Genomic DNA, 22,697 nt, shown 5'->3' with positions numbered 1-22,697 from the left:
CCCTGCGGTTCGTCGCTAGGGACTGGAACAGTTCGTGAATGCGGCTTCGCGTCAATGATCTGCGCGCTGCCGAGCGCCCCCATGCCCTCCTCCCGCCCCTTGGCGATTGGCCGAACGCGAGACCTGAAAATGCCCACGATCCGTCGCCTGCCAGAGCATCTCGTCAACCGCATCGCCGCGGGCGAGGTGGTTGAACGGCCTGCCGCGGCGCTGAAGGAACTGGTCGAAAACGCCATCGATGCCGGGTCGACCGAGATCACCGTGCGCCTTGCCTCCGGCGGGCTGGACCTGATCGAGGTCACCGACGACGGCTGCGGCATGCGGCCGGACGAAATCGCGCTGGCGCTGGAGCGTCACGCCACATCGAAGTTGCCCGACGAAGCGATCGAACTGGTGACCACGCTGGGATTCCGGGGTGAGGCGCTGCCCTCCATCGGCTCGGTCGCGCGGCTGACCATCGAAAGTCGCCCGCACGATGCCGCCGAAGGCTGGAAGCGCGTGGTCGATCACGGACAGGTCGCCACCGATTCGCCTGCGGCGCTGCCCCCGGGTACGCGGATTCGGGTGGAGGACCTGTTCGGCAAGGTTCCCGCGCGGCGCAAGTTCCTGCGTTCGCCGCGTTCGGAATATGCCGCCTGTCAGGATGTCGTCCGCCGGCTTGCCATGGCCCGGCCCGACATCGGCTTCGTGCTGGAACACGAAGGCCGCCGCGTTCTGGCGGTGCAGCCGCGTGAGGAACTGGCATCGCGCGTGGCCCGTCTGGTCGCGCGCGAACTGGCCGACGATGGCGTGCTGATCGATGCCGAGCGCGGCACCGCGCGGCTGACCGGCGTGGCAGGATTGCCCACCTACAATCGCGGCGTGGCCGATCATCAGTATCTGTTCGTCAATGGCAGGCCGGTGAAGGATCGCCTGCTGGTAGGCGCGGTGCGTGGCGCTTATTCGGATATGCTGGCGCGCGATCGTCACGCGGTGCTGGCGCTGTTTCTTGAGCTTCCACCTGAGGAAGTCGACGTAAACGTCCATCCCGCCAAGACGGAAGTGCGTTTCCGCGATCCCGCGTTCATTCGCGGCTTCCTGGTCGGCGCGCTGCGCCATGCGCTTGAATCGTCCGGGCAGAAGAGCGCGCAGCCGCCGCAAGCCGCCGCGATGAACATGTGGCAGGTCGAGCCAGTGGCGCCGCGCGCGCCGGAACCCGCCCCGGCGCTTGGTTCGCTGTTCGCGCGCCAATATGCGCCCACGCCGACGCGCCCTGCCGCGCCGCGACTGGCCGAGGCAGGCACGGCCTGGCGTTCCTATGAGGCCGAAGTCATGGCCGAGCCTTCGGGCCGCGCCGAAGTCGCGCCCGAGGAGCCGCAGGAAGAAATCAGCTATCCGCTGGGCGTCGCGCGCGGGCAGGTGGCGGGAACCTATATCGTCGCGGAGGCGGAAGACGGGCTGGTCATCGTCGACCAGCATGCCGCGCACGAACGCCTTGTGCTGGAACGGCTGAAGGCGGCCGGTGCCGAGGACGCGATGGTGCGCAGCCAGGCGCTGTTGCTGCCCGAAGTCGTCGAACTGGAAGAAGCGGCCTGCGATGCGCTGGAAGACAAGATTGTCGATCTGGCGAAATTCGGCCTGACGCTGGAACGCTTCGGGCCCAGCGCGATGCTGGTCCGCGCGGTCCCTTCGGTACTGGGCAAGAGCGATGTCCACGCGCTGGTCCAGGACGTTGCCGACGATCTGGCCAAGAACGGCGACGCGTTGTTGCTGGGTGAAAAGCTGGATCTGGTGCTGGCGACGATGGCCTGCCACGGGTCGGTGCGGGCAGGGCGTTCGCTCTCGGTAGCCGAAATGAACGCCTTGCTGCGCGAAATGGAGCGTACCCCGCGTTCGGGTCAATGCAACCATGGCCGCCCCACGTGGGTTAAGCTGGCACATCAGGATATCGAGAAGCTGTTCGGACGAAAATGACGCGCTCCACCGTGCTTGCCCTTGGCCTCAGCCTTGCCGCATTGGCTTCCCTTTCTGCTTGCGGTCGGGAGGATCCGGCCCGCAAGGATGCCGAGGACGCGCATGACGTCGCGATGGTCGAACGGATGAGCAAGGAACCGTTCAAGCCCATCGTTCCCAAGCCCATCACCAGCGTTGACGTGGAACGCTACGGCCTCGACAAGCCCGGCTGCCGGTTCCGCAAGCAGGGTGAGGCCGATCCGATCTTCATCGGCAATGCCGAAGAAGGCTTCATGCGCATCGAAGGGGACTTGAAGCGTTACGCTGCCAAGCTGGAAAGTGCGCAATTACCGGGTAATGCGCGCACAACTTACGTCGGCCTCTCAACATGGGTCGATCTGGTCAGCCTGCCCGATCGCGTCGGCGGATCGAACCATACGCACTGGCCGGCGCGATTGGTCCTTCACGATTCGCAGGAGCGCGTGGCCTTCCTTGCCGATGGAGAGGTGACGTGTACCGCCACGCCGGGGCAAGCATCTGAAACTGCTGATGAAACCGGCGGGGATACTGCCTCTGGCGATTGACCCGCTGGGCTGCATCGGCATTATGCCCATTCATTGAATGGGGAAAATTCATGAAGGTGCGTTTGCTGGGCGTCGCGGTTGCGGCGCTCATTGGTGTTGCCGGTTCGCCGGCATGGGCCGCGGAAGAGGAAGCCAGTCTGCCGCCCGCCGCAGTGGCGGCAGCGAAATCGCTTCATCCGCAGCATGGCAAGATCGCCATTGCGGCGGCCCATGCGACGCTGGATCTGGGATCGGCCTACGACTTCTACGGGCCGGACGATGCGCGCAAGATTATCGTCGAAATCTGGGGTAATCCGCCGAAAGTGGCGGAAGGCGTGCTGGGGCTGGTGATGCCGGCCGGCACATCGCCGCTGAGCGATGCCTGGGGCGCGGTCGTCACCTATGAGGATACCGGCTTCGTAAACGACGAAGATGCCGGCAAGGTGGACTACACCGAACTGCTGTCGCAGATGCGCGAGGGTGAGGACGAGCGCAACGAACAGCGCAAGGCAGACGGCTATTCGCCGATGCATCTGGCCGGTTGGGCGGAACAGCCGAAGTACGACGCCGGCACGCATTCGGTGGTCTGGGCGCAGGATATCGCCTTCGGCGACGAGAAGGTCCATAGCCTGAACTACGATGTGCGCACGCTGGGGCGACACGGCGTGCTGAGCCTCAATCTCGTTTCATCGATGGACCACCTTGGCGACGTGCGGCAGGCGGCGACGGCGTTTGCCGATCACGCGGCGTTCGACGCGGGTTCGCGCTATCAGGATTACGATTCTTCAACCGACAAGACGGCCGAATACGGCATCGGCGGTCTGGTTGCGGCGGGTGTGGGTGTTGCCGTCGCCAAGAAGCTGGGCCTGCTGGCGATCCTGCTGAAGTTCCTGAAGCCGATAGCCGTCGCCGTGATCGCCGGCTTTGCCGTACTTCGCAAGAAGATCGGCGGCCTGTTCGGCCGCCGCGCGGCTGCCGAACAGGCAACTGCCGACCGGGACGAACCGGCCGGCAGCGACGTTTCAGACGCCTGATGACATTTCGGAAGGCGGGGTAGGTTTTCCTACTTCGCCTTCAGCACCGGCTTGAACGGTGCGTCATCGCCATCGCCGTCCGTGGCTTGCGGCAGGCCGAGCAGGTCGCGCAGCAGCGGGGCCACGTCGACATTGTCGAACGCCGCCAGCTTGCGGTCGGCCGCGAAGGCCGGGCCGGATGCGATGAACAGCGCCGCCATTTCCGGTGCCGCATTGTCGAACCCGTGGGCGCCGCCCGTCGAGGGCTTGTCCGGCTTGGTCGCGTTGATCATCCAGCCGGTCTCGGCAAGGCAGAAATAGGGCGCGATGCGTGGGTTGCGGCCGTAGTGCAGGCGGGCGGGAATGTCCTGCTTGCGCCAGCACTGCATATGATCGTGCTGTTTCAGCAGTACGGCGGCGAGCTTCGCGTCATTGCCCTCGGTCGGCGTGAGCGCCGCGAAAGGCCCGGTGTCGCCCGCCTTGTAAAGTGCGGGATCGGCCACCTGGTCGAGCGCGATGCTGCGCTCGCTCGATACGGCGGCCATGCCGTGGTCGGCCACGACGATCACGTTGGCGGCCTGGCCCAGTTCGCGCAGCCCGGCGACCAGCTTGCCGATGTCGCTGTCCACTTCGGTCACGGCGGCATTGGTATGCGCGTCGTCCGGGCCATAGTGGTGGCCGGCCGTGTCCACATCGTCGAAATAGAGCGTGACCAGCTTGGGGCGTGTTGCTGCCGGGCGGCGCAGCCAGTCGAGCACGGCGTTGACGCGCTGCGCTGGAGAGACGGCGCGGTTGTACTGCTGCCAATCGCTCGGCCGCGTGCCTCCGACGGCTTCCTTCCACGGCTCGGTCACCCAGGTGCCGCCCCATGCCACGTTGGATCCCGGCCAGAACATCGTCGCAGTGCGGATGCCGGCCTTTTCGGCGGTGACCCAGATCGGTTCGGCTTCGTCCCACCAATAGGGCTCATCGCTCGACATCGTGAATTTCTCGCCGGGATGGGCAGGATCCTCGAAGCCATTGGCGATGATGCCGTTGCGGTCCGGCACCTTGCCAGTCACCAATGCCCAATGGTTGGGGAAGGTTTTGCTGGGGAACGAGGGGCGCATCGATGCGCTCACGCCCTTGGCGGCAAGCGCCGAGAGGTTCGGCGTGATCCCACGGTCAAGGTAGTCGGCCCGGAACCCGTCGATGGAAACGAGGATGACCACCGGCTCGCGGCTGACTTCCGGTTTTGCGTCATTCGGTTTGGCGATGACAGGCGAAGAGAGCGCGGCGAGCGCGCCGATCAGGGGGAGGAGCGTCTTCATGCCCGCGCCCTTAGCCCCCCGATCATGACAGGTCGATGGCGGGTTAGGCCATCCGTGCCAGCATCCAGATCGCCATGGCGACCATGAACAGGTTCTCGGTCAGCGAAACGAAGCCCAGCGGCACCGCGCCCGATCCGCCGACGCAGGCACACTTCAACTCGCGCTTCTGGATATAGACCGCGTAGAATACAGAGACTGTGCCGATGCCGCCGATGACGAGGCCGATGGGGATCGACAGCCAGGGCAGGGCATGCGCGGTCATCAGCGCGCCGGCTGCGAATTCCAGGAACGGGTAGGCGTAGGCGTACGGCACAAACCGCTTGGCGAGCAGGTCGTAGCCAAGGAACATCGTCGAGAATTGCTCGACATCCTGCAGCTTCAGCATGGCGAGCAGCATCATCGTCATTGAGACGAACCATTCTGCGGTGCGCAGTGTGAAGGGCGTGTCGAACGCCGCCCAACTGGCCGCTAGCGCAAGGCCAAGGCCGGTGGCGAACACGGCAAGCACGGGGCGGTAGGTCGTGGCTTTCGGATCGTGGACTTTCAGGCCGACATGCGCGCGCAAGTCCGTATAGCCGCCGATGCGCTTGCCGCCGATGAAGATCTGCGGGGTGGTGGCGACATCGTTCGCGGCCTTGAAGGCATCGGTCTGCTCGCGCGTGGTGAGCCAGTGATCCTCCACCTTGTAGCCCAGCTTTTCGAGCAAGTGCTTCGACTTGATGCCCCAGGGGCACGAGTGCTTTTCCATGACCATGCGGTGGAGTACCGCCGTCGGTTTTCCGTTCTGTTGCTGCGTCATGGAGAAGGCTATACCTTCCGTACCATAGTACGGAGTCAAGCATGGCCCTGACGATTTCCGAATTGGCCCGCTCGGGCGGTGTAGGTGTCGAGACGGTGCGGTTCTATCAGCGCAAGGGACTGCTGCACGATCCTCGCCCGGCGGCGACCGGCGGCGCGAAAGGGCAGCGGCACTACGGCGATGAAGATGTGCGGCGGCTGCGTTTCATCCGATCGGCCAAGGCGGCGGGCTTCATCCTCGACGAGATTGCCGAGCTGATCAGCCTCGATCACACCGGAGACCGGCCGAGGGCGCGCGAAATGGCGGAGGTAAGACTGGCGGCGCTTGATCGCGAGATCGCGCAACTGGAAGCGGCCCGTCAGTCGCTGCGGCGACTTGCCCACGAATGTGCGGGGTCGGAAGAGGGGCCGTGTCCGATCCTCGAAGCGTTCGAGGAAACGGCAACATGCGGCGCAGGGCCGAAACCCTGCGCCGCCTGAACAATCAGACGTTGAACTTGAAGTGCATGACGTCGCCATCGTGCACCATGTATTCCTTGCCTTCCTGGCGCAGCTTGCCGGCTTCCTTGGCGCCGGCTTCACCGTTCAGCGCGACATAGTCGTCATAGGCGATGGTTTCGGCGCGGATGAAGCCGCGCTGCATGTCGGAGTGGATTTCGCCGGCGGCTTCGGGGGCCTTGGCACCTTTGTGCACGGTCCAGGCGCGGGCTTCCTTGGGGCCGACGGTGAAGAAGGTCAGCAGGCCCAGCAGATCGTAACCGGCGCGGATGATGCGGGCGAGGCCGGTTTCGTGCAGGCCCATTTCCTCCAGGAACACCATGCGTTCCTCGATATCCATGCCGACGAGTTCCGATTCGATCGCGGCCGAAACGATGACGGCGGTGGCGCCCTCAGCCTTGGCCTTTTCGAACACGCGGGCGGAGAACTCATTGCCTTCGGCAGCCGCTTCTTCTTCCACGTTGCAGACGTAGAGCACCGGCTTGGCGGTCAGCAGCTGGGCCTGCGCGAACACGCGGGCCTCATCGTCGTCCTTCGGTTGGGTCAGGCGCGCTGGCTTGCCGTCGCGCAGCAGTTCCAGCGTCTGGCCGAGGACCGAAGCGATGATCTTCGATTCCTTGTCGCCCTGCGCGGCCTTTTTCTGGGCGGCGGGAACGCGCTTTTCCAGGCTTTCGAGGTCGGAAAGCAGCAGTTCGGTCTCAACCGTTTCGGCGTCCGCAATCGGATCGACCTTGTTGTCGACGTGCTGGATGTCGTCGTTCTCGAAGCAGCGCAGCACATGGACGACGGCGTCCACTTCGCGGATGTTGCCCAGGAACTGGTTGCCCAGGCCTTCACCCTTCGATGCGCCGCGCACCAGGCCGGCGATGTCCACGAAGGAAAGCTGGGTGGAGATGATCTTGGCCGAACCGGCGATCGCGGCCAGTTTGTCGAGGCGCGGATCGGGCACGCCGACCTGGCCGACGTTGGGCTCGATCGTGCAGAACGGATAGTTGGCCGCCTGCGCCGCCTGCGTTTCGGTGAGCGCATTGAACAAGGTCGACTTGCCGACATTCGGCAGGCCCACGATTCCGCAACGGAAACCCATGTGTAACTCCGGAAGAAATGATTGAGCGCGCCTTAGCGTCAGTCGCGCCGAATGGCGAGTCCGCGACCCGCTTCAGTCCTGTTGGCGCAGGGCGACATCGTTCATGAAGCGAACGTCGTCCCCGGCGGTCAGGCGATCGGCCTCTGCGGCGACGGCGCCCAGCATGCCGGCAAGAGGATCCATTTCGGCCTTGGCGTAGTTGCCGAGGACGTAGCCGTGTACGCGATCCTTGTGGCCGGGGTGGCCGATGCCAAGACGCACGCGGCGGAAATCGGGGCCAAGGTGCTGGTCGATCGAGCGCAGGCCATTGTGCCCGGCATGGCCGCCGCCCTGCTTCACCTTCACCTTGAACGGGGCAAGATCCAGCTCGTCGTGGAAGACGGTGAGGTCGGACAGCGCCAGCTTGTAGAAGCGCATCGCTTCACCGACGGCGCGGCCGCTTTCGTTCATGAAAGTGGCGGGCTTCAGCAGCAGCACTTTTTCGGTGCCGATGCGGCCTTCCTGCAGCCAGCCCTGGAATTTCTTCTGGACCGGGCCGAAGCGGTGGATTTCGGCAATCGCATCCGCCGCCATGAAGCCGACGTTGTGGCGGTTCATCGCATATTGCGGTCCGGGATTACCGAGGCCGACCCAAAGCTGCATGGCTTAGCTGATCCAGAAAGAGCGGGGTCGATCCCCCAAAAACAAAAGGCCCCTCCCGCGCGCCGGACGAACCGGGGCGGAAGAGGCCGATTGCTAAAACGGTCCGATTACTCGGCTTCGTCCTTGGTCGTGTCGCCTTCGGCGCTCTTCAGAGCCGAGGGAGCAGCGATCGTCGCGATGGTGAAATCGCGGTCGGTGATCGCCGAAGCAACGCCCTTGGGCAGCTTCACGTGGCTGATGTGGATCGATTCGCCCACGTCGAAGCCGGTCACGTCGATCGAGACTTCGTGCGGGATCTTGTCGGCGTCGCAGACCAGTTCAAGGTCGTGACGGACGACGTTCAGCACGCCGCCGCGCTTCAGGCCCGGCGAAGCTTCCTCGTTGGCGAACACGACGGGCACGTTCACGTGCACGGTCGCGTTGGCGCCCAGGCGCAGGAAGTCGACGTGGAGCGGGCGGTCGTTGACCGGGTGGAAGGCAACGTCCTTGGGCTGCGTGCGCAGCTTCTTGCCGCCAACTTCAACTTCGACGATCGAGTTGAAGAAGTGGCCGGTCATGAGCTGACGGGTCAGCTCCTTTTCCTCGACGTGGATCGCGATGGGTTCTTCGTTGCCACCGTAGACGACGGCGGGAACGCGGCCATCACGACGCAGAGCACGGGAGGCTCCCTTGCCAGCCCGTTCACGCGTCTCGGCCGGCAGGTTAAGCGTATCGCTCATGGGACTTGCCTTTCAAAACTGGATATCAATACGGCATCGGTCCGCTCATCGGCCCGCGCCGTCCCGCCACGCCTCCAGGGATGACCATGACGGGAAGCGCGCGCCCTTAATGCGGAATCGGCGGAAATGCAAGCGAAGTGCGGTAACCGCTATTCGATGCGGGTGACCTTGAAGCCTTGTGTGGCGAGCATCGCGGGCAAACCATCCGGCCCGGCCATGTGTGCTGCGCCCACGGCAACGAAGGGGCGTCGGCCTTCTTGCATGGCGTGGCCGATTTTACCGGCCCAATCCTGATTGCGGCCCGTGAAGAGCACGGCGCGCAGTTCGGGATCGGCCAGCATTCCGCGGCGGGTTTCCTTCTCGATCGCCGCCATGTCACCCTTGCGCCAGCTGTCGGCAAGGCGACTGTCGTCGTCCCCCTGCTGGTCGGTGACGACGAAACCAAGCAAGTCGCGCTGGTCGCGTTCGGGCAGGCTGTCAAACAGGCCGAGTTGGCGTTCGGCGCCCTCCAGTTCGACGACGGGCTTCGCGCCCGCTTCGCCCATCACCGCGCGATCGACGCCGTTACGGCTGTCCTCATCGCTGGCGCCGATCCGGGCGAGAGTGAGGGCGGCGGCCCAGGTGTCCATCTGCGCGAAGTCGCCGTCGGAATAACCGCCACGTTTCAGAAGGGCGGCCAGGGTAGGGCGTTGTTGTGCAGAAATACGTTGTGAAAGAGCTGGTTGGTCATCACTCTTGGCAAGCCGGGCGAAAGTGGCAGCGACGGCTTTCTCATCGGCAAGGTTGCCCACTTCGACCATGATGATGTCTGACCCGGCGAGCGCCTTGCGCACTTCCGCCGTCTCCCACGCAATGGGCCGCTTCACGCTGTGGATCGTGCCGAATAGCCATGCCTGCTGGCCGTTCGGCCCTTCGACATGCCAGAGCGCCGGCGTTGCGGGCTCAGGCTGCTGGGCGCAGGCGGCGAGTGCGATGCTCGCCAGAAGGGCAAAGAATGCGCGCATCACCTTGTTATTGCACCCTTGTTGCCTTGATGCCGGCCTTCGCGAGTTGATCCTGCACGCTACCCTCGCCGGCAAGGTGCCCTGCACCCACTGCAACGAAGACCGTGCCGGGTTCCTCCATGCGGGCTTCCAGCCACTTGGCCCACGTGGCGTTGCGGTCGGTGATGAAGGCCTTGCGCATGGCTTCGTCCGATTCGTCCTCGTTCAACAGGCGTGCCAGTTCGTCGGCCCGGCCGGCCTTCCATGCGGTCACCACCTTGGCAACATCCTCGCGCAGCGTGGGCAACTGGTCCAGCACTTCGCCCAGATAGCGGTTCTGGCTGTCGACGGGCATGCCGTCGAACAGTTCGATCTGGTATTCGGGCGTCTCCAGCGCCTTGCGCGCCTTGTGCTCTTCCGCAGCCTTGGCGTCGATCAGCGTTTCCACGCCATTGGCCTTGTCGAAACCGGCAGCCTTGAGGGGCAGCAACGAAAGCAGCAGGCCGGCGTACCAGGCCTCGAACGGATCGAAGGCTTCAGTGGGCAGGCCCATGCCGCTGAGCGCCTTCTCGAAGGCGGCGCGCTCTTCAGGCGGAAGGCTGGCCCTCAGCGACGTGCCATCGGCGCGCATCCCCTTTTCAATGAACAGCTTCTGCAGCGATTCGGGAGAGTCCGTGTTGGTTTCGGTAACCAGCAGGTCTGACGAATCGAAGGCGTCCTTCACCGGCCCGGTGAACCAGTGCGTATCTTCCGGCAGGATATGGATCGTGCCGAAGAGATAGATCGTCGTGTCCTTGTCCGCGATCTTCCACATCGCCGGGCGCGCGGGCGCGGTTTCCTGCGCGATAGAGGGCGTCGCGGCGAAAAGGCCGAGGGCGGTTGCCAGGGCAAGGCGGAAGCGGGACTTTCGGAAGGATATCATCGTCATTCCATGAAGGGGCAGGAACAAACGCGGCATTAACAACCCGTCGCACAGCGCATTAGCGGGCCCGATAAGCTCAGGGTAGCGCTCTCAGTCATCATACCGTCGTTTTGCGCGGTTGATTTGCCGGGTTCGATCCGCCAAAGGCCGCGTGCCCATGAGTTTTGACGGGATTTCGATGTCGACCGCCGCGCCCTCCACTGACAGGCAGCCGCTCAGCTTTCAGGATATGATCCTGACGCTCCATGATTTCTGGAGCAAGCAGGGATGCCTCATTCTTCAGCCCTACGACATGCGCATGGGGGCGGGCACGTTCCACCCCGCGACCACGCTGCGCGCGCTGGGGCCCGAACCGTGGAAGGCGGCTTACGTCCAGCCTTCGCGCCGCCCGACCGACGGTCGTTATGGCGAGAATCCGAACCGTCTTCAGCACTATTACCAGTATCAGGTGATCCTGAAGCCGAATCCAGAGAACCTGCAGGAACTCTACCTGCAGAGCCTCGCCGCGATCGGCGTCGACCCGCTGGCGCACGATATCCGCTTTGTGGAGGACGACTGGGAAAGCCCGACGCTGGGCGCCTGGGGCCTGGGCTGGGAAGTCTGGTGCGACGGCATGGAAGTGACGCAGTTCACGTATTTCCAGCAGGTTGGCGGCTATGACTGCAAGCCGGTCGCAGGCGAACTGACCTACGGGCTTGAACGTCTGGCGATGTACATTCAGGGCGTGGATTGGGTCTACGACCTGCGCTTCAACAACGAGGGCGTCACTTACGGCGACGTCTTCCTCGCCAACGAGCAGCAGCAGTCGAAGTACAACTTCGAGATTGCCGACACCGAAGCGCTGTTCGCCGGTTTCAAGGCGGCAGAGGCCGAGTGCTTGCGCTGCATCGAGGCGGAAATTCCGCTGGCGGCCTATGACCAGGCGATCGAGGCTTCGCACCTTTTCAACTTGTTGCAGGCGCGCGGCGTGATCTCCGTGCAGGAGCGTGCCAGCTACATCGGCCGCGTGCGCGAACTTGCCAAGGGTTCGTGCAAGGCCTGGATCGACAAGAACAAGGACCAGTGGGAAGCCAAGTTCCCGGGGTGGAGCGCATGACCGACTTTCTTCTCGAACTCCGCTCCGAGGAAATTCCCGCCCGCATGCAGGCCGGCGCCCGCGCCGACCTGGAAAAGCTGTTCCGCAAGGAAATGGAAACGGCCGGCGTTGCCGTTTCCGAGGTTTCGGTGTGGTCCACGCCGCGCCGCCTCGCGCTGATCGCGCGCAGCCTGCCGCTGGCAACCGAAGCCGTGCATGAGGAAACCAAGGGCCCCGCCACCAGCGCGCCCGAGCAGGCGCTGGAAGGCTTTCTGCGCAAGACCGGTCTCACCAAGGACCAGTTGGAAATCCGCGACCTCAAGGGCAAGGACACCTACTTCGCGGTCGTCGAAAAGCCCGGCCGTGCGGTGAAGGACGTGCTGGCAGAGGCGATCCCCGCCATCGTTCGCGCGTTCCCGTGGCCGAAGTCCATGCGCTGGGGCAAGGCCTCGCTCTCAACCGAATCGCTGCGCTGGGTACGCCCGCTCTCGGGCATCGTTGCGGTGCTGGGTGAAGATCTGGTCGAATGCGAAGTGGGCGGCGTCGCCTCTGGTTACGTGACCAAGGGCCATCGCTTCCACGCGCCCGGTGAAATCACCGTCGGCGGTGCGCATGACTATGCGGACAAGCTGCGCCTTGCCCACGTCCTCGTGAACCATGAGGAACGCCAGGACATCGTCCGCACCAAGGCACACGAAGCGGCAACTGCTGCCGGCCTCGTGCTGGTGGACGACGAAGGCCTCGTGATCGAGAACGCCGGCCTCACCGAATGGCCGGTGCCGCTGCTCGGACGTTTCGAGGAAGACTTTCTGGAAGTTCCGCCCGAGACGATCCAGCTTACCGCGCGCGTGAACCAGAAGTATTTCGTCTGCGAGGACGCCGCAGGTTCGCTTGCCAACGCATTCATTTGCACGGCGAATATCGTCGCGACCGATGGTGGCGCGGCGATCGTCGATGGTAACCGTAAGGTGCTGGCCGCGCGCCTCTCCGACGCGCGCTTCTTCTGGCAGCAGGATCGCAAGACCCCGCTTTCGGTCCATGCCGAAAAGCTGGCCCGCATCACTTTCCATGAAAAGCTGGGCACCGTCGCCGACAAGGTCGAGCGCGTGGCCAAGCTGGCCGAATGGCTGGCGAGCGAAGGCGTGGTGCTGAACTGCGATCCGGTGCTGGCGCGTCAGGCAGCGGAACTTTGCAAGGCTGATCTCGTCACCGAGATGGTCGGTGAATTCCCTGAACTTCAAGGGCTTATGGGTGGTTATTACGCCCGTGCCGAAGGTCTTCCCGGTGCCGTGGCGGATGCCATCCGCGATCACTACAAGCCGGTTGGGCAGGGCGACGAAGTGCCTTCCGCCCCGGTGACGGTGGCCGTGGCGCTGGCCGACAAGCTCGATACGCTCCGCAGCTTCTTTGCCATCGACGAGAAGCCGACCGGATCCAAGGATCCGTTCGCGTTGCGCCGTGCCGCGCTGGGCATCATTCGCCTGATCACCGACAACAACCTGCGCTTCGGAGTGGCCGAGGGTGATCTGTTAGACTTCTTCGTGGACCGCCTGAAGGTCCAGCAGAAGGAGGCGGGCGTCCGTCACGACCTGATCGACGCGGTGATCGCGCTGGGTGGTGAAGATGATCTCGTCCGCCTTCTCGCCCGTGTCCATGCGCTTCAGGCTTTCGTCTCGACCGACGACGGCGTGAACCTGCTGGCCGGTTACAAGCGCGCCGCCAACATCCTCAAGAAGGAGGATTGGCACGGCATCGAGGGCGAAATCTCCCGCACTGGCGAAGAGGATCCACTCGCAACTGTCGACGATCCCGACCTCGCCTCGGTTGTTGCCGCCAAGATGGCGGACCGTCACGCGGCGGAGCAGGTGCTGCCCTACGCGGCGGAGCCTGCCGAACAGTCGCTGATCGATGCGCTGACGGCGGCGGAACCGCAGGCGGCCCGCGCGGTTGAGGCAGAGGACTTTGCTTCGGCGATGTCCGCGCTCGCTTCGCTGCGCGCGCCCATCGATGCTTTCTTCGAACATGTCACGGTGAACGACGCCGACCCGATCAAGCGCCATTCAAGGCTGGCCTTGCTTGATCGATTCCGTGCTGCAGTGCACAACGTGGCGGATTTTTCGAAGATCGAAGGCTAGGGGCTGGTCCACATAACTTCGGACCAGTTCTCGAAGAGTTTTATCAACCAGGACAGGAAAGTCAGGGGATAGATGAGCAGGCAGGTCTACACGTTCGGCGGCGGTGTCAAAAATGAAGACGCACGCGCGCGCGACAAAGTCGTAGTCGGCGGCAAGGGTGCTAATCTTGCCGAAATGGCCGGGATCGGCCTGCCGGTGCCCCCGGGTTTTACCATTACCACCGAAGAATGCGTGAAGTACCTTGCCGAAGGCGGCGACTTCTCGGCCGAATTGCGTGCCGACGTTGCCCAGGCGCTGACGCATATCGAGAAAACCGTCGGCAAGAACTTCGGCGATGCCGCCGATCCGTTGCTCGTCTCGGTCCGTTCGGGCGCGCGCGTTTCGATGCCGGGCATGATGGACACCGTTCTCAATCTGGGCCTCAACGACGCCACGGTAGAGGGTCTGACCCAGACTTCCGGCGATGAGCGTTTCGCGTGGGACAGCTATCGCCGCTTCGTCCAGATGTATTCGGACGTCGTTCTCGGCCTCGACCACGGCCGCTTCGAAGAAGCGCTGGAGATCGCCAAGGAAGACAATGGCTACATGAACGACGTCGAAATGACGGCGTCGAACTGGAAGGCCATCGTCAAGGAATACAAGGGCATCGTCGAGGAAGAACTCGGCCGCCCGTTCCCGCAGGATGTGCATGAGCAGCTGTGGGGCGCGATCCAGGCCGTGTTCGATTCTTGGGATTCGGACCGTGCCAAGGTCTATCGCCGCCTGAACGACATCCCGGGCGACTGGGGCACGGCCGTCAACGTGCAGGCCATGGTGTTCGGCAACATGGGCGATACGTCGGCCACCGGCGTTGCCTTCACCCGCGACCCGGCGACCGGCGAGAAGGCCTATTACGGCGAATGGCTGGTCAATGCGCAGGGCGAGGACGTCGTTGCCGGCATCCGTACCCCGCAGTACCTGACCAAGGCTGCGCGCGAGCGTGCCGGTGCCAAGCCGCTGTCGATGGAAGAGGCGATGCCCGAGGCCTACACCGAGCTTGCCGCGGTGTTCGAGCTTCTGGAGAAGCATTACCGCGACATGCAGGACATCGAGTTCACCGTTGAGCGCAACAAGCTGTGGATGCTGCAGACCCGTTCGGGCAAGCGCACCGCCAAGGCCGCGCTCAAGATGGCGGTCGACATGGTGGAAGAAGGCCTGATCGACGAAGCCACCGCGATCAAGCGCGTGGACCCGATGGCGTTGGACCAGCTTCTGCACCCCACGCTCGACCCCAAAGCTGCCCGCGACATTCTGGGCAAGGGCTTGCCGGCGTCGCCGGGCGCGGCTTCGGGCGCGATCGTGCTTGATGCCGATACCGCTGAAAAGCGCGCGGAAATGGGCGAGGCCGTGGTGCTCGTCCGCGTCGAGACCAGCCCTGAGGATATTCACGGCATGCACGCCGCGAAGGGCATCCTTACGGCGCGCGGCGGCATGACCAGCCACGCGGCGGTCGTGGCGCGCGGCATGGGCCGTCCCTGCGTCTCGGGCGCTTCGGGCCTGTCGATCGACATGAAGACCCGCACCCTGCGCATGGGCAACCGTGAGCTGAAGGAAGGCGATATCATCACCCTCGATGGCGCCACCGGCGACATCATGGCCGGTGAAGTGCCCACCATCGAGCCGGAACTGGCGGGCGATTTCGCCACGCTGATGGTCTGGGCCGACAAGCACCGCCGCATGAAGGTGCGCACCAACGCCGAGACGCCTGCCGACTGCAAGATGGCCCGCCAGTTCGGCGCCGAAGGCATCGGCCTGTGCCGTACCGAGCACATGTTCTTCGACGCCGGCCGCATCTCCGCCGTGCGCCAGATGATTCTGGCCGAAGACGAAGCCGGCCGTCGCGCCGCGCTGGAAAAGCTGCTGCCCGAACAGCGTGCCGATTTCATCGCCATCTTCGAGGTCATGGCCGGCCTGCCGGTGACCATTCGCCTGCTCGATCCGCCGCTTCACGAGTTCCTGCCGCACGGCGATGCCGAGTTTGCGGAGCTTTCGGAAACGATCGGCATCGGCATCGACACGCTGAAGCGCCGCGCGGATGAACTGCACGAATTCAACCCGATGCTGGGCCATCGCGGTTGCCGTCTGGGCATCACGTTCCCCGAAATCTACGAGATGCAGGCTCGCGCGATCTTCGAAGCTGCCTGCGAAGTCGCTGCCGCTTCGGGCGAGGCCATCGTACCGGAAGTGATGATCCCGCTCGTCGCCACCAAGCGCGAGTTGCAGATCCTCAAGAAAGTCGTCGACGAGACCGCCGCAAAGGTCTTTGCCGAGAAGGGCCGCACGCTCGACTATATGGTCGGCACGATGATCGAACTGCCGCGCGCTGCGCTGATGGCGGGCGAGATTGCCGAAGAAGCGAAGTTCTTCTCCTTCGGCACCAACGACCTGACGCAGACCACGCTGGGCGTTTCGCGCGATGATGCGGCGCGTTTCCTCAGCCCCTATGTCGAAAAGGGTATCTACCCGCGCGATCCGTTCGTCAGCCTCGATATCGAGGGTGTGGGCCAGCTCGTGCAGATGGGCGCCGAACGTGGCCGCGCGACTTATGCCGATCTGAAGCTTGGCATTTGTGGCGAGCACGGCGGCGATCCGGCGTCGATCGCGTTCTGCGAGAAGGTGGGCCTCGATTACGTCAGTGCGTCGCCGTTCCGCGTGCCAATCGCGCGACTGGCTGCCGCGCAGGCCGCACTGGCCTGACGGGCATTGCACTGAAAACGAAAAAGGCCGGGGTAACTCCCGGCCTTTTTCTTATTTCTTCCAACCGGATAGGGTCAGGATTTCGAACGTTTCGATGGTCCGCCCATTCTCGCCGGATTCCGCGAAAGCCTGGCGGGCGCGGGCAAGCCCCTCCTTTCCGAGCGGCGGCCCGGGGTCGGCTAGCACACCGCTGAGGGCTTGCGCGCGCAGATCGCCGATCAGCCGATCTAGGCTGCGGAAAGATACCTGAAGCGGACGCTGGTCGATCACGGGATCGGCGTAAAGCGTGCGCTGGAGCAATTGGCCGCCGGCGCGCACGTCCACCATCGGGTGAATGCGGGCGGCGGGGCGATCACCATCGGCGGCCAGCATGATCTCGCGCAGCTTGGGCAGACTGCCCGAGGACAGGAAGCTGGCGATCATCATTCCGCCCTGCGCAAGCGCGCGCCGGGCGTGGATCAGTGCGCCGGGAAGGTCGTTCACGGTATCCAGCGTGCCCAGGCTGGCAATCAGGTCGAAGCCGTCGAAAGGATAGGGCACTTCCTCGTTGAACCCGGCGGCCGGTTCGGCTTCGACCACGTCCACGCCTTGCGCTGCCAGCGATTGCGCCAGCCTTCCGGTCCAGTCGCCAATGACAAGTGCACGCTTGGGCTCGAACCGGAGGAAAGACAGGCGCTCCTCCACGTCCTCCACCATGTCGTCGAGCAGGTAATGCGGCGCATCCGGCAGCCGTTGAAGCGCCAGCGCGCGGCGGCGGGTGGCGACGCGGCGAGGGGCGGAAAAGATGCGGGGCGGAGCGGGGGGAGCGGTTTCAGCCATCGAGCGATCCCTGCCGCGTCGGCGCGGCTTGCGCAACCATGCTGAGCGGCATGAGGTGGACATTGGACGCACATGGGCGGGACATTGGCGAAACTGGGGGCCAGGATGAACAGCTTGTAGCTTGAGCTTGCCTCGCGCGGAAATAAGTTGGCGGACCAATGTCACTTGCCGCCGCCTTTGCCCCTGTGATCGATCTGGTCTACCCGCCGCGCTGCCCCTTGTGCGGTGCCGCGATCGCCGCGCAGATCGGGCTATGCCCGAAGTGCTGGGACACGCTGGCGATACCGGGCGATCCGTCCTGCGCCACTTGTTCCCGGCCTTTTGCCGAAGACATTCCGGATGGCTTGATCTGCGCGCCTTGCATGGCGCAACCGCCGCGCCATGACGGGATCGCGGCAGCGACGCTGTATAATGCAACCTCGCGCAAGCTCATCCTTGCGCTGAAGCATGGCAACCGCCTGGCGCTGGCCGGAATGATGGGGCGCTTCATGGCAGCCCGCCTGCCGCAGGTCGATGAGGCGTGGCTGGTCGTGCCGGTGCCGCTGCATCGTTGGCGGATCTGGCATCGCGGATACAACCAGGCGGCGGAGTTGGGGCGGACGATTGCACGGTTGCGTGGGGCGCGGCTTGCGGTCGACCTGCTTGAGCGGCGCAAGGCCACGCCTTCCCTGGGCGGGTTGGGCCGCAAGGCGCGGCAGCGTGCCTTGTCGGGCGCGATCACCATTCCCACGCGCCATCGGCAGCGCGTGCAAGGCGCCAGGATCGTGCTGGTGGACGACGTGCTCACCAGCGGCGCCACCAGCGAGGCTTGCGTGTCCGCACTGAAGCGCGGCGGCGCCGAACAGGTGGTGATCGCCTGCTTTGCACGTGTGCTGGATGAGGCGCTGGACAGCGTGTGACGGGAAAACGAAAACGCCCGGAACCGAAGGCTCCGGGCGTTCTCGTGACGAAACTGGTAGACCCCGCTTTCGCGGTTCGGCGGCCCCCCTGCAGGCCGCCTGGTCCGATCCCTCATTCTGCGTCGACCAGACCGGCCGACATTCCCTGAACCGTGGCGCTTGTTTCCTGGAAACCTTCGCGTGAAGCGTGGTTACCGGTCAGCGACCTGTGGTCGGAAGCAGCCCCCCAGCTGCAGGTCGACAATCGACGTAAACCCGGGGGTTGAAAAGAGGCTTGAGGGCGTTACGGGGATTTTGATCACCGGCTGTGGTTATCCTGCAACATTCATGGCCTGCGGGAAAAGCGGAGGGAAATTTCCAGAATGCGAGAGATCAGCAAGGCAGAACGCGAACAGGGCAGCGAATTTCTTCCGAAGTTCGATGCACATGGGTTGCTGATCGCGATCGCGGTGGATACCCGCACTCGGGAAATCCTGATGGTTGCCTATATGGATGAAGAGGCGCTGGCCAAGACGCGGGAGACGGGGCTTGCCCATTTCCACTCCCGATCGCGCGGGAGACTTTGGCTGAAGGGCGAAACCTCGGGCCATTTCCTGCGCGTTCAGGAAATTCGAGTCGATTGCGATCAGGACGCGCTGGAACTGCTGGTCCAGCCCGAAGGGCCTGCCTGCCACACCGGCGCGCGCAGCTGCTTCTACCGCCGAATCGTCGATAACCAGCTCGAATCATTCGAAAGCTGACGGACGCGCAAAAGATCCTGTCGTCGGGGGGCGTCGGGGAATTATGGTTGCGATTCCATTAACCATTTAAAATGGTGATTTAATTTGCCTTTCGGCGGCCTGTTCGGATCGACGCCGATTTTGGCAATTTCGGCTTAGCCCATCATTCGTCCGGATGACCGCAATGGGCTCGTATGGATCATGCCGGAAGACGAAGCTCCCTGGCGACAGCACTGATTTCTAGCGGAAATCCGCTGTCCTACGATGACAAGAAGCAATCGCGTGGCTGCTTCAAGGCTGGTGTCCTGCCCCGTCACCAGTCGTCAGGTGCGTGTGCCTTCATCGGGGAAACTTCGGCGGAAACGTCTGTCTTCCCGGCGTCGGCAAGGGAGAGGGAAGTCGGACAGGCTTCGCGGGGCATTAGAAGGAAGGGAAATGTCATGAACCGACGAGTGACAATCGTTGCAATGACCGTCGGCCTCCTGGCCGGCGTTCCAACCGCCGCATTGGCGGATCAGAAACCCGGTAACTCTGTCGTCAGCAACCAGAAGTACAATCTGGCCAGCTACTTCGGCAGGGGCGACGACCGTCGCGACAACGGCAACAACTGGGGTCGCGGCCATGACAACGGCAACAACTGGGGTCGTGGCCATGACAATGGCAACCACTGGGGTTGGGGCCATGACAATGGCAACCACTGGGGTGGCCATGACAACGGCAACCACTGGGGTTGGGGTCACGATAACGACCACGGCCATCACGGCGGTGGTGACAAGTCACACGGCTGCTAAGGCCGAATGACGGGATCGTGGCCGCCCGAATGTGGCGGCCACGATCTTGGTTTGCCACGCTTTCCCATTCATCAGGTGATTCCACCTGATTGGAAAGCGCTTTAGCCGAGAATTTCGTCGAACAGGCTGACCATGGCCGCCCAGCTCTGGCGATCGGCGCTGGCGTCATAGCCGATGGCTGCCATGCCGCGCGCGTCGCTGCCGGGGTCGGTGAAGCCGTGGCGGACGCCGGAATAGGAATGGAAGTGCCAGTTGGCCCCGGCCCGGTCCATTTCGTCCCAGAATCCCAAAACCTGTTCGCGCGGCACCAGCGGATCGGCATCGCCATGGCAGACGAGGATGCGCGGCTTGATCGTGCCCGGCTCCGCCGGTCGGGCCGTCGAAAGCGTGCCGTGGAAGCTGACGGCGGCCAGCAGATCCTGCCCGTCGCGCGCGGCTTCGAGAACGGCCTGCCCGCCCATACAGTACCCGATGCCCAGCAACGGCAGGCCCGCCGCTTCCGGCAGGCTGCGCAGGGTATCGATCGCAGCCGCAATCCGGCCGCGATAATGGTCGAGATCGGCGCGCAGCTTTTCCGCAAGCGGGAACGACGCCTCGAAACTTTCGACCGGCTCTCCATAGAAATCCGCGACCAGCGCGAGGTAGCCGCGTTCCGCCAGCATTCGCGCCCGCTTTTCCATGGGCGCGTTGTAGTTGGCGATGGTGGGGAACACGATCACGGCCGCGCGCGGCGTTCCTTCCGGGCGGGCAAGCCACCCGGTAAGGCCCACGCCGGCGTGGGTATAGGCAATAGCGTCCATCAATTTGCTCCGGCCGTCATTTACTCGGGAAGGAAATCCGGCACCGAGAGGTAACGCTCACCGGTGTCGTAGTTGAAGCCCAGCACGCGCGAACCGGCCGGCAGCGACGGCAGCTTCTGCGCGATCGCGGCCAGCGTGGCGCCGGAACTGATGCCCACCAGCATGCCTTCCACGGTCGCGCAGCGGCGCGCCCATTCCTTGGCATCGGCCGCTTCCACCTGGATGGCGCCGGCGATCGACTGGGTATGAAGGTTGCCGGGAATGAAGCCGGCACCGATGCCCTGGATCGGGTGCGGACCGGGCTGGCCGCCCGAGATGACCGGCGAGAGCGTGGGCTCCACCGCATAGGCCTTGAGCGAGGGCCAGACTTTCTTCAGCGCTTCCGCGCAGCCGGTGATGTGGCCGCCGGTACCGACGCCGGTGATCAGTACGTCGATCGGCGTATCGGCGAAATCGGCCAGGATTTCCTGTGCGGTGGTCTGCACGTGGACGGACACGTTCGCGGGATTGTCGAACTGTTGCGGCATCCAGGAGCCTGGCGTTTCCGCAACCAGTTCCTTCGCGCGCTCGATCGCGCCCTTCATGCCCTTTTCGCGCGGGGTGAGGTCGAACGTGGCGCCATAGGCCAGCATCAGGCGGCGACGCTCGATCGACATCGATTCGGGCATGACCAGGATCAGCTTGTAACCCTTGACCGCGGCCACCATGGCCAGGCCGATACCGGTGTTGCCCGATGTGGGCTCGATGATCGTGCCGCCGGGCTTCAGCGAACCGTCCGCTTCCGCAGCCTCGATCATGGAAAGGGCGATACGGTCCTTGATCGATCCGCCGGGGTTGCCGCGCTCTGCCTTGATCCAGACCTCATGGTCCGGAAACAGGCGCGATACGCGGATGTGCGGCGTGTTGCCGATCGTGGAGAGAATGCTGTCGGCCTTCATGATGCGTGCTCCCAACGTGGTGCGAAGGTTCGGGCCCGGCGGATTTCGGGGAAGCCCCAGGCCCAGATGGCGGTAATGACTATGGCAGCGGTGCCGCCGAAGACAACAGCTCCGGTCGCGCCGAGCAGGGCGGCGGCCACGCCGGACTGCATTTCGCCCAGTTCGTTCGAGGCGGAGATGGCCAGACCGGAAATGGCGGAGACGCGGCCGCGCTTGTCGTCCGGCGTGCGAAGCTGGACCAGCGAACTGCGGATGAAGACGGAGATCATGTCGGCCGCGCCGATCAAGGCGAGGAACCCGAGTGAGACCATGAAGCTGCGCGAAAGGCCAAAGCCGACGGTCATGGCGCCGTAAGCGGCGACCGAGACCAGCATCTTCACGCCGACGTTCTTCGCCAGCGGACGGAACGAAAGCCACAGCGCGACTACAGCGGCGCCGGCGGCGGTCGCTGCGCGCATCTGGCCAAGGCCTTCGGGGCCGACATGAAGGATGTCACGCGCGAAGACCGGCATCAGCGCGGTCGCGCCGCCCAGCAGGACCGCAAACAGGTCCAGAGTGATGCAGCCCAGCAGGAAGCGCTCGCGCCAGATGAAGTTGAACCCGTCGACGATCTGGCGCAGCGGATGCGCCTTGCGGGCATCCTTGGAGACCGGGGGCAGGTTGCGGATCGCCAGGATGCTGGTGGCGGAAAGCGCCATCAGTACCGCCGCAATCCAGTAAGGCAGCGCGTGATGGCTGGCGAACAGGAAGCCGAAGGCGGCCGGGCCGATGATCGTGCCGGCCTGCATGGCAATGGAGTTGAAGCCGATGGCACGCGGGATCAGGTCTGACGGAACGATGTTCGGTGCGATCGCGCTCATGGACGGGGCGACGAAGACGCGGACGGCGCCGTGCACCGCCGCGAAAACGTAGAGCACCGGCAGGCTGCGCCATTCCAGCGTGGTGGCAACGCCCAGACCCAGCGCGACCACGATGTCGATCGCCATGGCCAAGCCGGCGACGCGGCGCCGGTCGAAACGGTCTGCGATCACGCCGGAGATCGGCGTCAGCAGGAAGATGGGCAGGAACTGCGCGAAGCCCAGCAGGCCAAGCTGGAACGAGGCCTGGGTGATCGACATCGCATAGTCGGACCGGGCCACGTCATAGAGCTGGTAGCCGATGATGACGACCATGCCGGTCGACGCGAGCACCTGGAAGAAACGCGCCAGCCAGAATTTGCGATAATCGGCGATGCGTAGGGGCGAACTGGGCGGCGGGGCGGGCTGCGCTGCGGCGCCCGAAGAGTCGGGTGGCGTATTCACGATCGGGTGCATGGCAG

The 22,697-nt window shown here is 64.2% G+C and carries 21 protein-coding genes; 10 read left to right on the top strand and 11 right to left on the bottom strand.

Translation table 11 applies throughout. The annotated features are described in order from the left end of the window. Window positions 1-129: 129 nt before the first annotated feature. The 3 genes from mutL to WBP06_RS07460 are packed head-to-tail and all read left to right on the top strand — an operon-like array spanning window position 130 to window position 3,529. Complete coding sequence (mutL, locus tag WBP06_RS07470; protein WP_395333384.1) at window positions 130-1,953, top strand: DNA mismatch repair endonuclease MutL; 1,824 nt, start codon at window positions 130-132, stop codon at window positions 1,951-1,953. Beyond that, complete coding sequence (locus WBP06_RS07465; RefSeq protein ID WP_395333382.1) at window positions 1,950-2,516, top strand: hypothetical protein; 567 nt, start codon at window positions 1,950-1,952, stop codon at window positions 2,514-2,516. Before mutL ends, WBP06_RS07465 begins: the two co-directional genes overlap by 4 nt. Window positions 2,517-2,566: 50 nt before the next feature. Next, window positions 2,567-3,529: a DUF2167 domain-containing protein gene (locus tag WBP06_RS07460; RefSeq protein ID WP_395333380.1), complete on the top strand. Its 963-nt coding sequence runs from the start codon at window positions 2,567-2,569 to the stop codon at window positions 3,527-3,529. A gap of 29 nt (window positions 3,530-3,558) precedes the next feature. On the opposite strand, the gene WBP06_RS07455 is transcribed toward WBP06_RS07460, so the two are convergent. Beyond that, a complete protein-coding gene (locus WBP06_RS07455; RefSeq protein ID WP_395333378.1) occupies window positions 3,559-4,818 on the bottom strand; it encodes an ectonucleotide pyrophosphatase/phosphodiesterase in 1,260 nt (419 codons plus the stop codon). Between the two features lie 43 nt (window positions 4,819-4,861). After that, window positions 4,862-5,617 (bottom strand): glutaredoxin family protein, encoded by a 756-nt coding sequence (locus WBP06_RS07450; RefSeq protein ID WP_395333376.1) that lies wholly within the window; start codon window positions 5,615-5,617, stop codon window positions 4,862-4,864. Window positions 5,618-5,658: 41 nt separating this feature from the next. Between WBP06_RS07450 and WBP06_RS07445 the strand changes: the two genes are divergently transcribed. Further along, the gene (locus WBP06_RS07445) at window positions 5,659-6,096 is read left to right on the top strand and encodes a MerR family transcriptional regulator (RefSeq protein WP_395333374.1); all 438 of its coding nucleotides are present in this window, start codon (window positions 5,659-5,661) and stop codon (window positions 6,094-6,096) included. 4 nt (window positions 6,097-6,100) lie between these two features. Here WBP06_RS07445 and ychF read toward each other — a convergent pair whose 3' ends face one another. The 5 genes from ychF to WBP06_RS07420 form a co-directional block, all read right to left on the bottom strand. After that, window positions 6,101-7,201: a redox-regulated ATPase YchF gene (gene ychF, locus WBP06_RS07440; RefSeq protein WP_395333371.1), complete on the bottom strand. Its 1,101-nt coding sequence runs from the start codon at window positions 7,199-7,201 to the stop codon at window positions 6,101-6,103. A gap of 72 nt (window positions 7,202-7,273) precedes the next feature. Then, the gene (gene pth / locus WBP06_RS07435) at window positions 7,274-7,843 is read right to left on the bottom strand and encodes an aminoacyl-tRNA hydrolase (protein ID WP_395333369.1); all 570 of its coding nucleotides are present in this window, start codon (window positions 7,841-7,843) and stop codon (window positions 7,274-7,276) included. Between the two features lie 107 nt (window positions 7,844-7,950). After that, on the bottom strand, window positions 7,951-8,562 hold the full coding sequence (locus tag WBP06_RS07430; protein ID WP_395333367.1) for a 50S ribosomal protein L25/general stress protein Ctc: 612 nt from the start codon (window positions 8,560-8,562) through the stop codon (window positions 7,951-7,953). Between the two features lie 149 nt (window positions 8,563-8,711). Further along, complete coding sequence (locus WBP06_RS07425) at window positions 8,712-9,566, bottom strand: TraB/GumN family protein (RefSeq protein WP_395334080.1); 855 nt, start codon at window positions 9,564-9,566, stop codon at window positions 8,712-8,714. Window positions 9,567-9,573: 7 nt separating this feature from the next. Then, entirely contained in the window at window positions 9,574-10,467 is an 894-nt protein-coding gene (locus tag WBP06_RS07420; RefSeq protein WP_395333364.1) for a TraB/GumN family protein, read from the bottom strand. A 178-nt stretch (window positions 10,468-10,645) separates the two neighbouring features. On the opposite strand from WBP06_RS07420, the gene WBP06_RS07415 reads away from it, so the two are divergent. The 3 genes from WBP06_RS07415 to ppdK all read left to right on the top strand — a co-directional run bounded on the left by WBP06_RS07415 (window position 10,646) and on the right by ppdK (window position 16,413). Further along, window positions 10,646-11,563: a glycine--tRNA ligase subunit alpha gene (locus WBP06_RS07415; RefSeq protein WP_395333362.1), complete on the top strand. Its 918-nt coding sequence runs from the start codon at window positions 10,646-10,648 to the stop codon at window positions 11,561-11,563. Further along, a complete protein-coding gene (gene glyS / locus WBP06_RS07410) occupies window positions 11,560-13,677 on the top strand; it encodes a glycine--tRNA ligase subunit beta (protein WP_395333360.1) in 2,118 nt (705 codons plus the stop codon). The genes WBP06_RS07415 and glyS overlap by 4 nt, the downstream gene beginning before the upstream one ends. Before the next feature lie 72 nt (window positions 13,678-13,749). After that, on the top strand, window positions 13,750-16,413 hold the full coding sequence (ppdK, locus tag WBP06_RS07405; protein ID WP_395333358.1) for a pyruvate, phosphate dikinase: 2,664 nt from the start codon (window positions 13,750-13,752) through the stop codon (window positions 16,411-16,413). 51 nt (window positions 16,414-16,464) lie between these two features. On the opposite strand, the gene WBP06_RS07400 is transcribed toward ppdK, so the two are convergent. Beyond that, entirely contained in the window at window positions 16,465-17,232 is a 768-nt protein-coding gene (locus WBP06_RS07400; protein ID WP_395333356.1) for a methyltransferase domain-containing protein, read from the bottom strand. 158 nt (window positions 17,233-17,390) lie between these two features. Here WBP06_RS07400 and WBP06_RS07395 point away from each other — a divergent pair, with 158 nt between their 5' ends. From WBP06_RS07395 to WBP06_RS07385, 3 genes are all read left to right on the top strand, one after another. Continuing rightward, window positions 17,391-18,131, top strand: coding sequence for a ComF family protein (locus WBP06_RS07395; protein WP_395333354.1), 741 nt, complete (start codon window positions 17,391-17,393; stop codon window positions 18,129-18,131). A 362-nt stretch (window positions 18,132-18,493) separates the two neighbouring features. After that, complete coding sequence (gene hisI / locus WBP06_RS07390) at window positions 18,494-18,871, top strand: phosphoribosyl-AMP cyclohydrolase (protein ID WP_395333352.1); 378 nt, start codon at window positions 18,494-18,496, stop codon at window positions 18,869-18,871. Between the two features lie 431 nt (window positions 18,872-19,302). Next, window positions 19,303-19,641: a hypothetical protein gene (locus WBP06_RS07385; RefSeq protein ID WP_395333350.1), complete on the top strand. Its 339-nt coding sequence runs from the start codon at window positions 19,303-19,305 to the stop codon at window positions 19,639-19,641. A gap of 101 nt (window positions 19,642-19,742) precedes the next feature. On the opposite strand, the gene WBP06_RS07380 is transcribed toward WBP06_RS07385, so the two are convergent. From WBP06_RS07380 to WBP06_RS07370, 3 genes are read right to left on the bottom strand one after another with little or no spacing between them, the layout of a single operon-like run. Beyond that, window positions 19,743-20,441, bottom strand: coding sequence for a dienelactone hydrolase family protein (locus tag WBP06_RS07380; protein ID WP_395333348.1), 699 nt, complete (start codon window positions 20,439-20,441; stop codon window positions 19,743-19,745). Between the two features lie 20 nt (window positions 20,442-20,461). Then, on the bottom strand, window positions 20,462-21,379 hold the full coding sequence (cysK, locus tag WBP06_RS07375; RefSeq protein WP_395333346.1) for a cysteine synthase A: 918 nt from the start codon (window positions 21,377-21,379) through the stop codon (window positions 20,462-20,464). After that, window positions 21,376-22,692, bottom strand: coding sequence for an MFS transporter (locus tag WBP06_RS07370; RefSeq protein ID WP_395334078.1), 1,317 nt, complete (start codon window positions 22,690-22,692; stop codon window positions 21,376-21,378). Before WBP06_RS07370 ends, cysK begins: the two co-directional genes overlap by 4 nt. Window positions 22,693-22,697: the final 5 nt, after the last annotated feature.

Source organism: Novosphingobium mississippiense (assembly GCF_044029535.1).
Lineage (GTDB): Bacteria > Pseudomonadota > Alphaproteobacteria > Sphingomonadales > Sphingomonadaceae > Novosphingobium.
The sequence above is the reverse complement of the archived record's forward strand: the minus strand, read 5'-3'. Positions and strand labels throughout refer to the sequence as shown.

Bases quoted from the DNA above. Each gene is read 5' to 3' on its own strand.
- WBP06_RS07445 (WP_395333374.1), top strand. From the start codon at position 5,659: ATGGCCCTGACGATTTCCGAATTGGCCCGCTCGGGCGGTGTAGGTGTC.
- hisI (WP_395333352.1), top strand. From the start codon at position 18,494: ATGCGAGAGATCAGCAAGGCAGAACGCGAACAGGGCAGCGAATTTCTT.
- WBP06_RS07415 (WP_395333362.1), top strand. From the start codon at position 10,646: ATGTCGACCGCCGCGCCCTCCACTGACAGGCAGCCGCTCAGCTTTCAG.
- WBP06_RS07395 (WP_395333354.1), top strand. From the start codon at position 17,391: ATGTCACTTGCCGCCGCCTTTGCCCCTGTGATCGATCTGGTCTACCCG.
- WBP06_RS07465 (WP_395333382.1), top strand. From the start codon at position 1,950: ATGACGCGCTCCACCGTGCTTGCCCTTGGCCTCAGCCTTGCCGCATTG.
- WBP06_RS07450 (WP_395333376.1), bottom strand. From the start codon at position 5,617: ATGACGCAGCAACAGAACGGAAAACCGACGGCGGTACTCCACCGCATG.
- WBP06_RS07455 (WP_395333378.1), bottom strand. From the start codon at position 4,818: ATGAAGACGCTCCTCCCCCTGATCGGCGCGCTCGCCGCGCTCTCTTCG.
- ychF (WP_395333371.1), bottom strand. From the start codon at position 7,201: ATGGGTTTCCGTTGCGGAATCGTGGGCCTGCCGAATGTCGGCAAGTCG.
- pth (WP_395333369.1), bottom strand. From the start codon at position 7,843: ATGCAGCTTTGGGTCGGCCTCGGTAATCCCGGACCGCAATATGCGATG.
- WBP06_RS07430 (WP_395333367.1), bottom strand. From the start codon at position 8,562: ATGAGCGATACGCTTAACCTGCCGGCCGAGACGCGTGAACGGGCTGGC.
- ppdK (WP_395333358.1), top strand. From the start codon at position 13,750: ATGAGCAGGCAGGTCTACACGTTCGGCGGCGGTGTCAAAAATGAAGAC.
- WBP06_RS07460 (WP_395333380.1), top strand. From the start codon at position 2,567: ATGAAGGTGCGTTTGCTGGGCGTCGCGGTTGCGGCGCTCATTGGTGTT.
- glyS (WP_395333360.1), top strand. From the start codon at position 11,560: ATGACCGACTTTCTTCTCGAACTCCGCTCCGAGGAAATTCCCGCCCGC.
- WBP06_RS07425 (WP_395334080.1), bottom strand. From the start codon at position 9,566: ATGCGCGCATTCTTTGCCCTTCTGGCGAGCATCGCACTCGCCGCCTGC.
- WBP06_RS07400 (WP_395333356.1), bottom strand. From the start codon at position 17,232: ATGGCTGAAACCGCTCCCCCCGCTCCGCCCCGCATCTTTTCCGCCCCT.
- WBP06_RS07420 (WP_395333364.1), bottom strand. From the start codon at position 10,467: ATGATATCCTTCCGAAAGTCCCGCTTCCGCCTTGCCCTGGCAACCGCC.
- WBP06_RS07380 (WP_395333348.1), bottom strand. From the start codon at position 20,441: ATGGACGCTATTGCCTATACCCACGCCGGCGTGGGCCTTACCGGGTGG.
- cysK (WP_395333346.1), bottom strand. From the start codon at position 21,379: ATGAAGGCCGACAGCATTCTCTCCACGATCGGCAACACGCCGCACATC.
- WBP06_RS07370 (WP_395334078.1), bottom strand. From the start codon at position 22,692: ATGCACCCGATCGTGAATACGCCACCCGACTCTTCGGGCGCCGCAGCG.
- mutL (WP_395333384.1), top strand. From the start codon at position 130: ATGCCCACGATCCGTCGCCTGCCAGAGCATCTCGTCAACCGCATCGCC.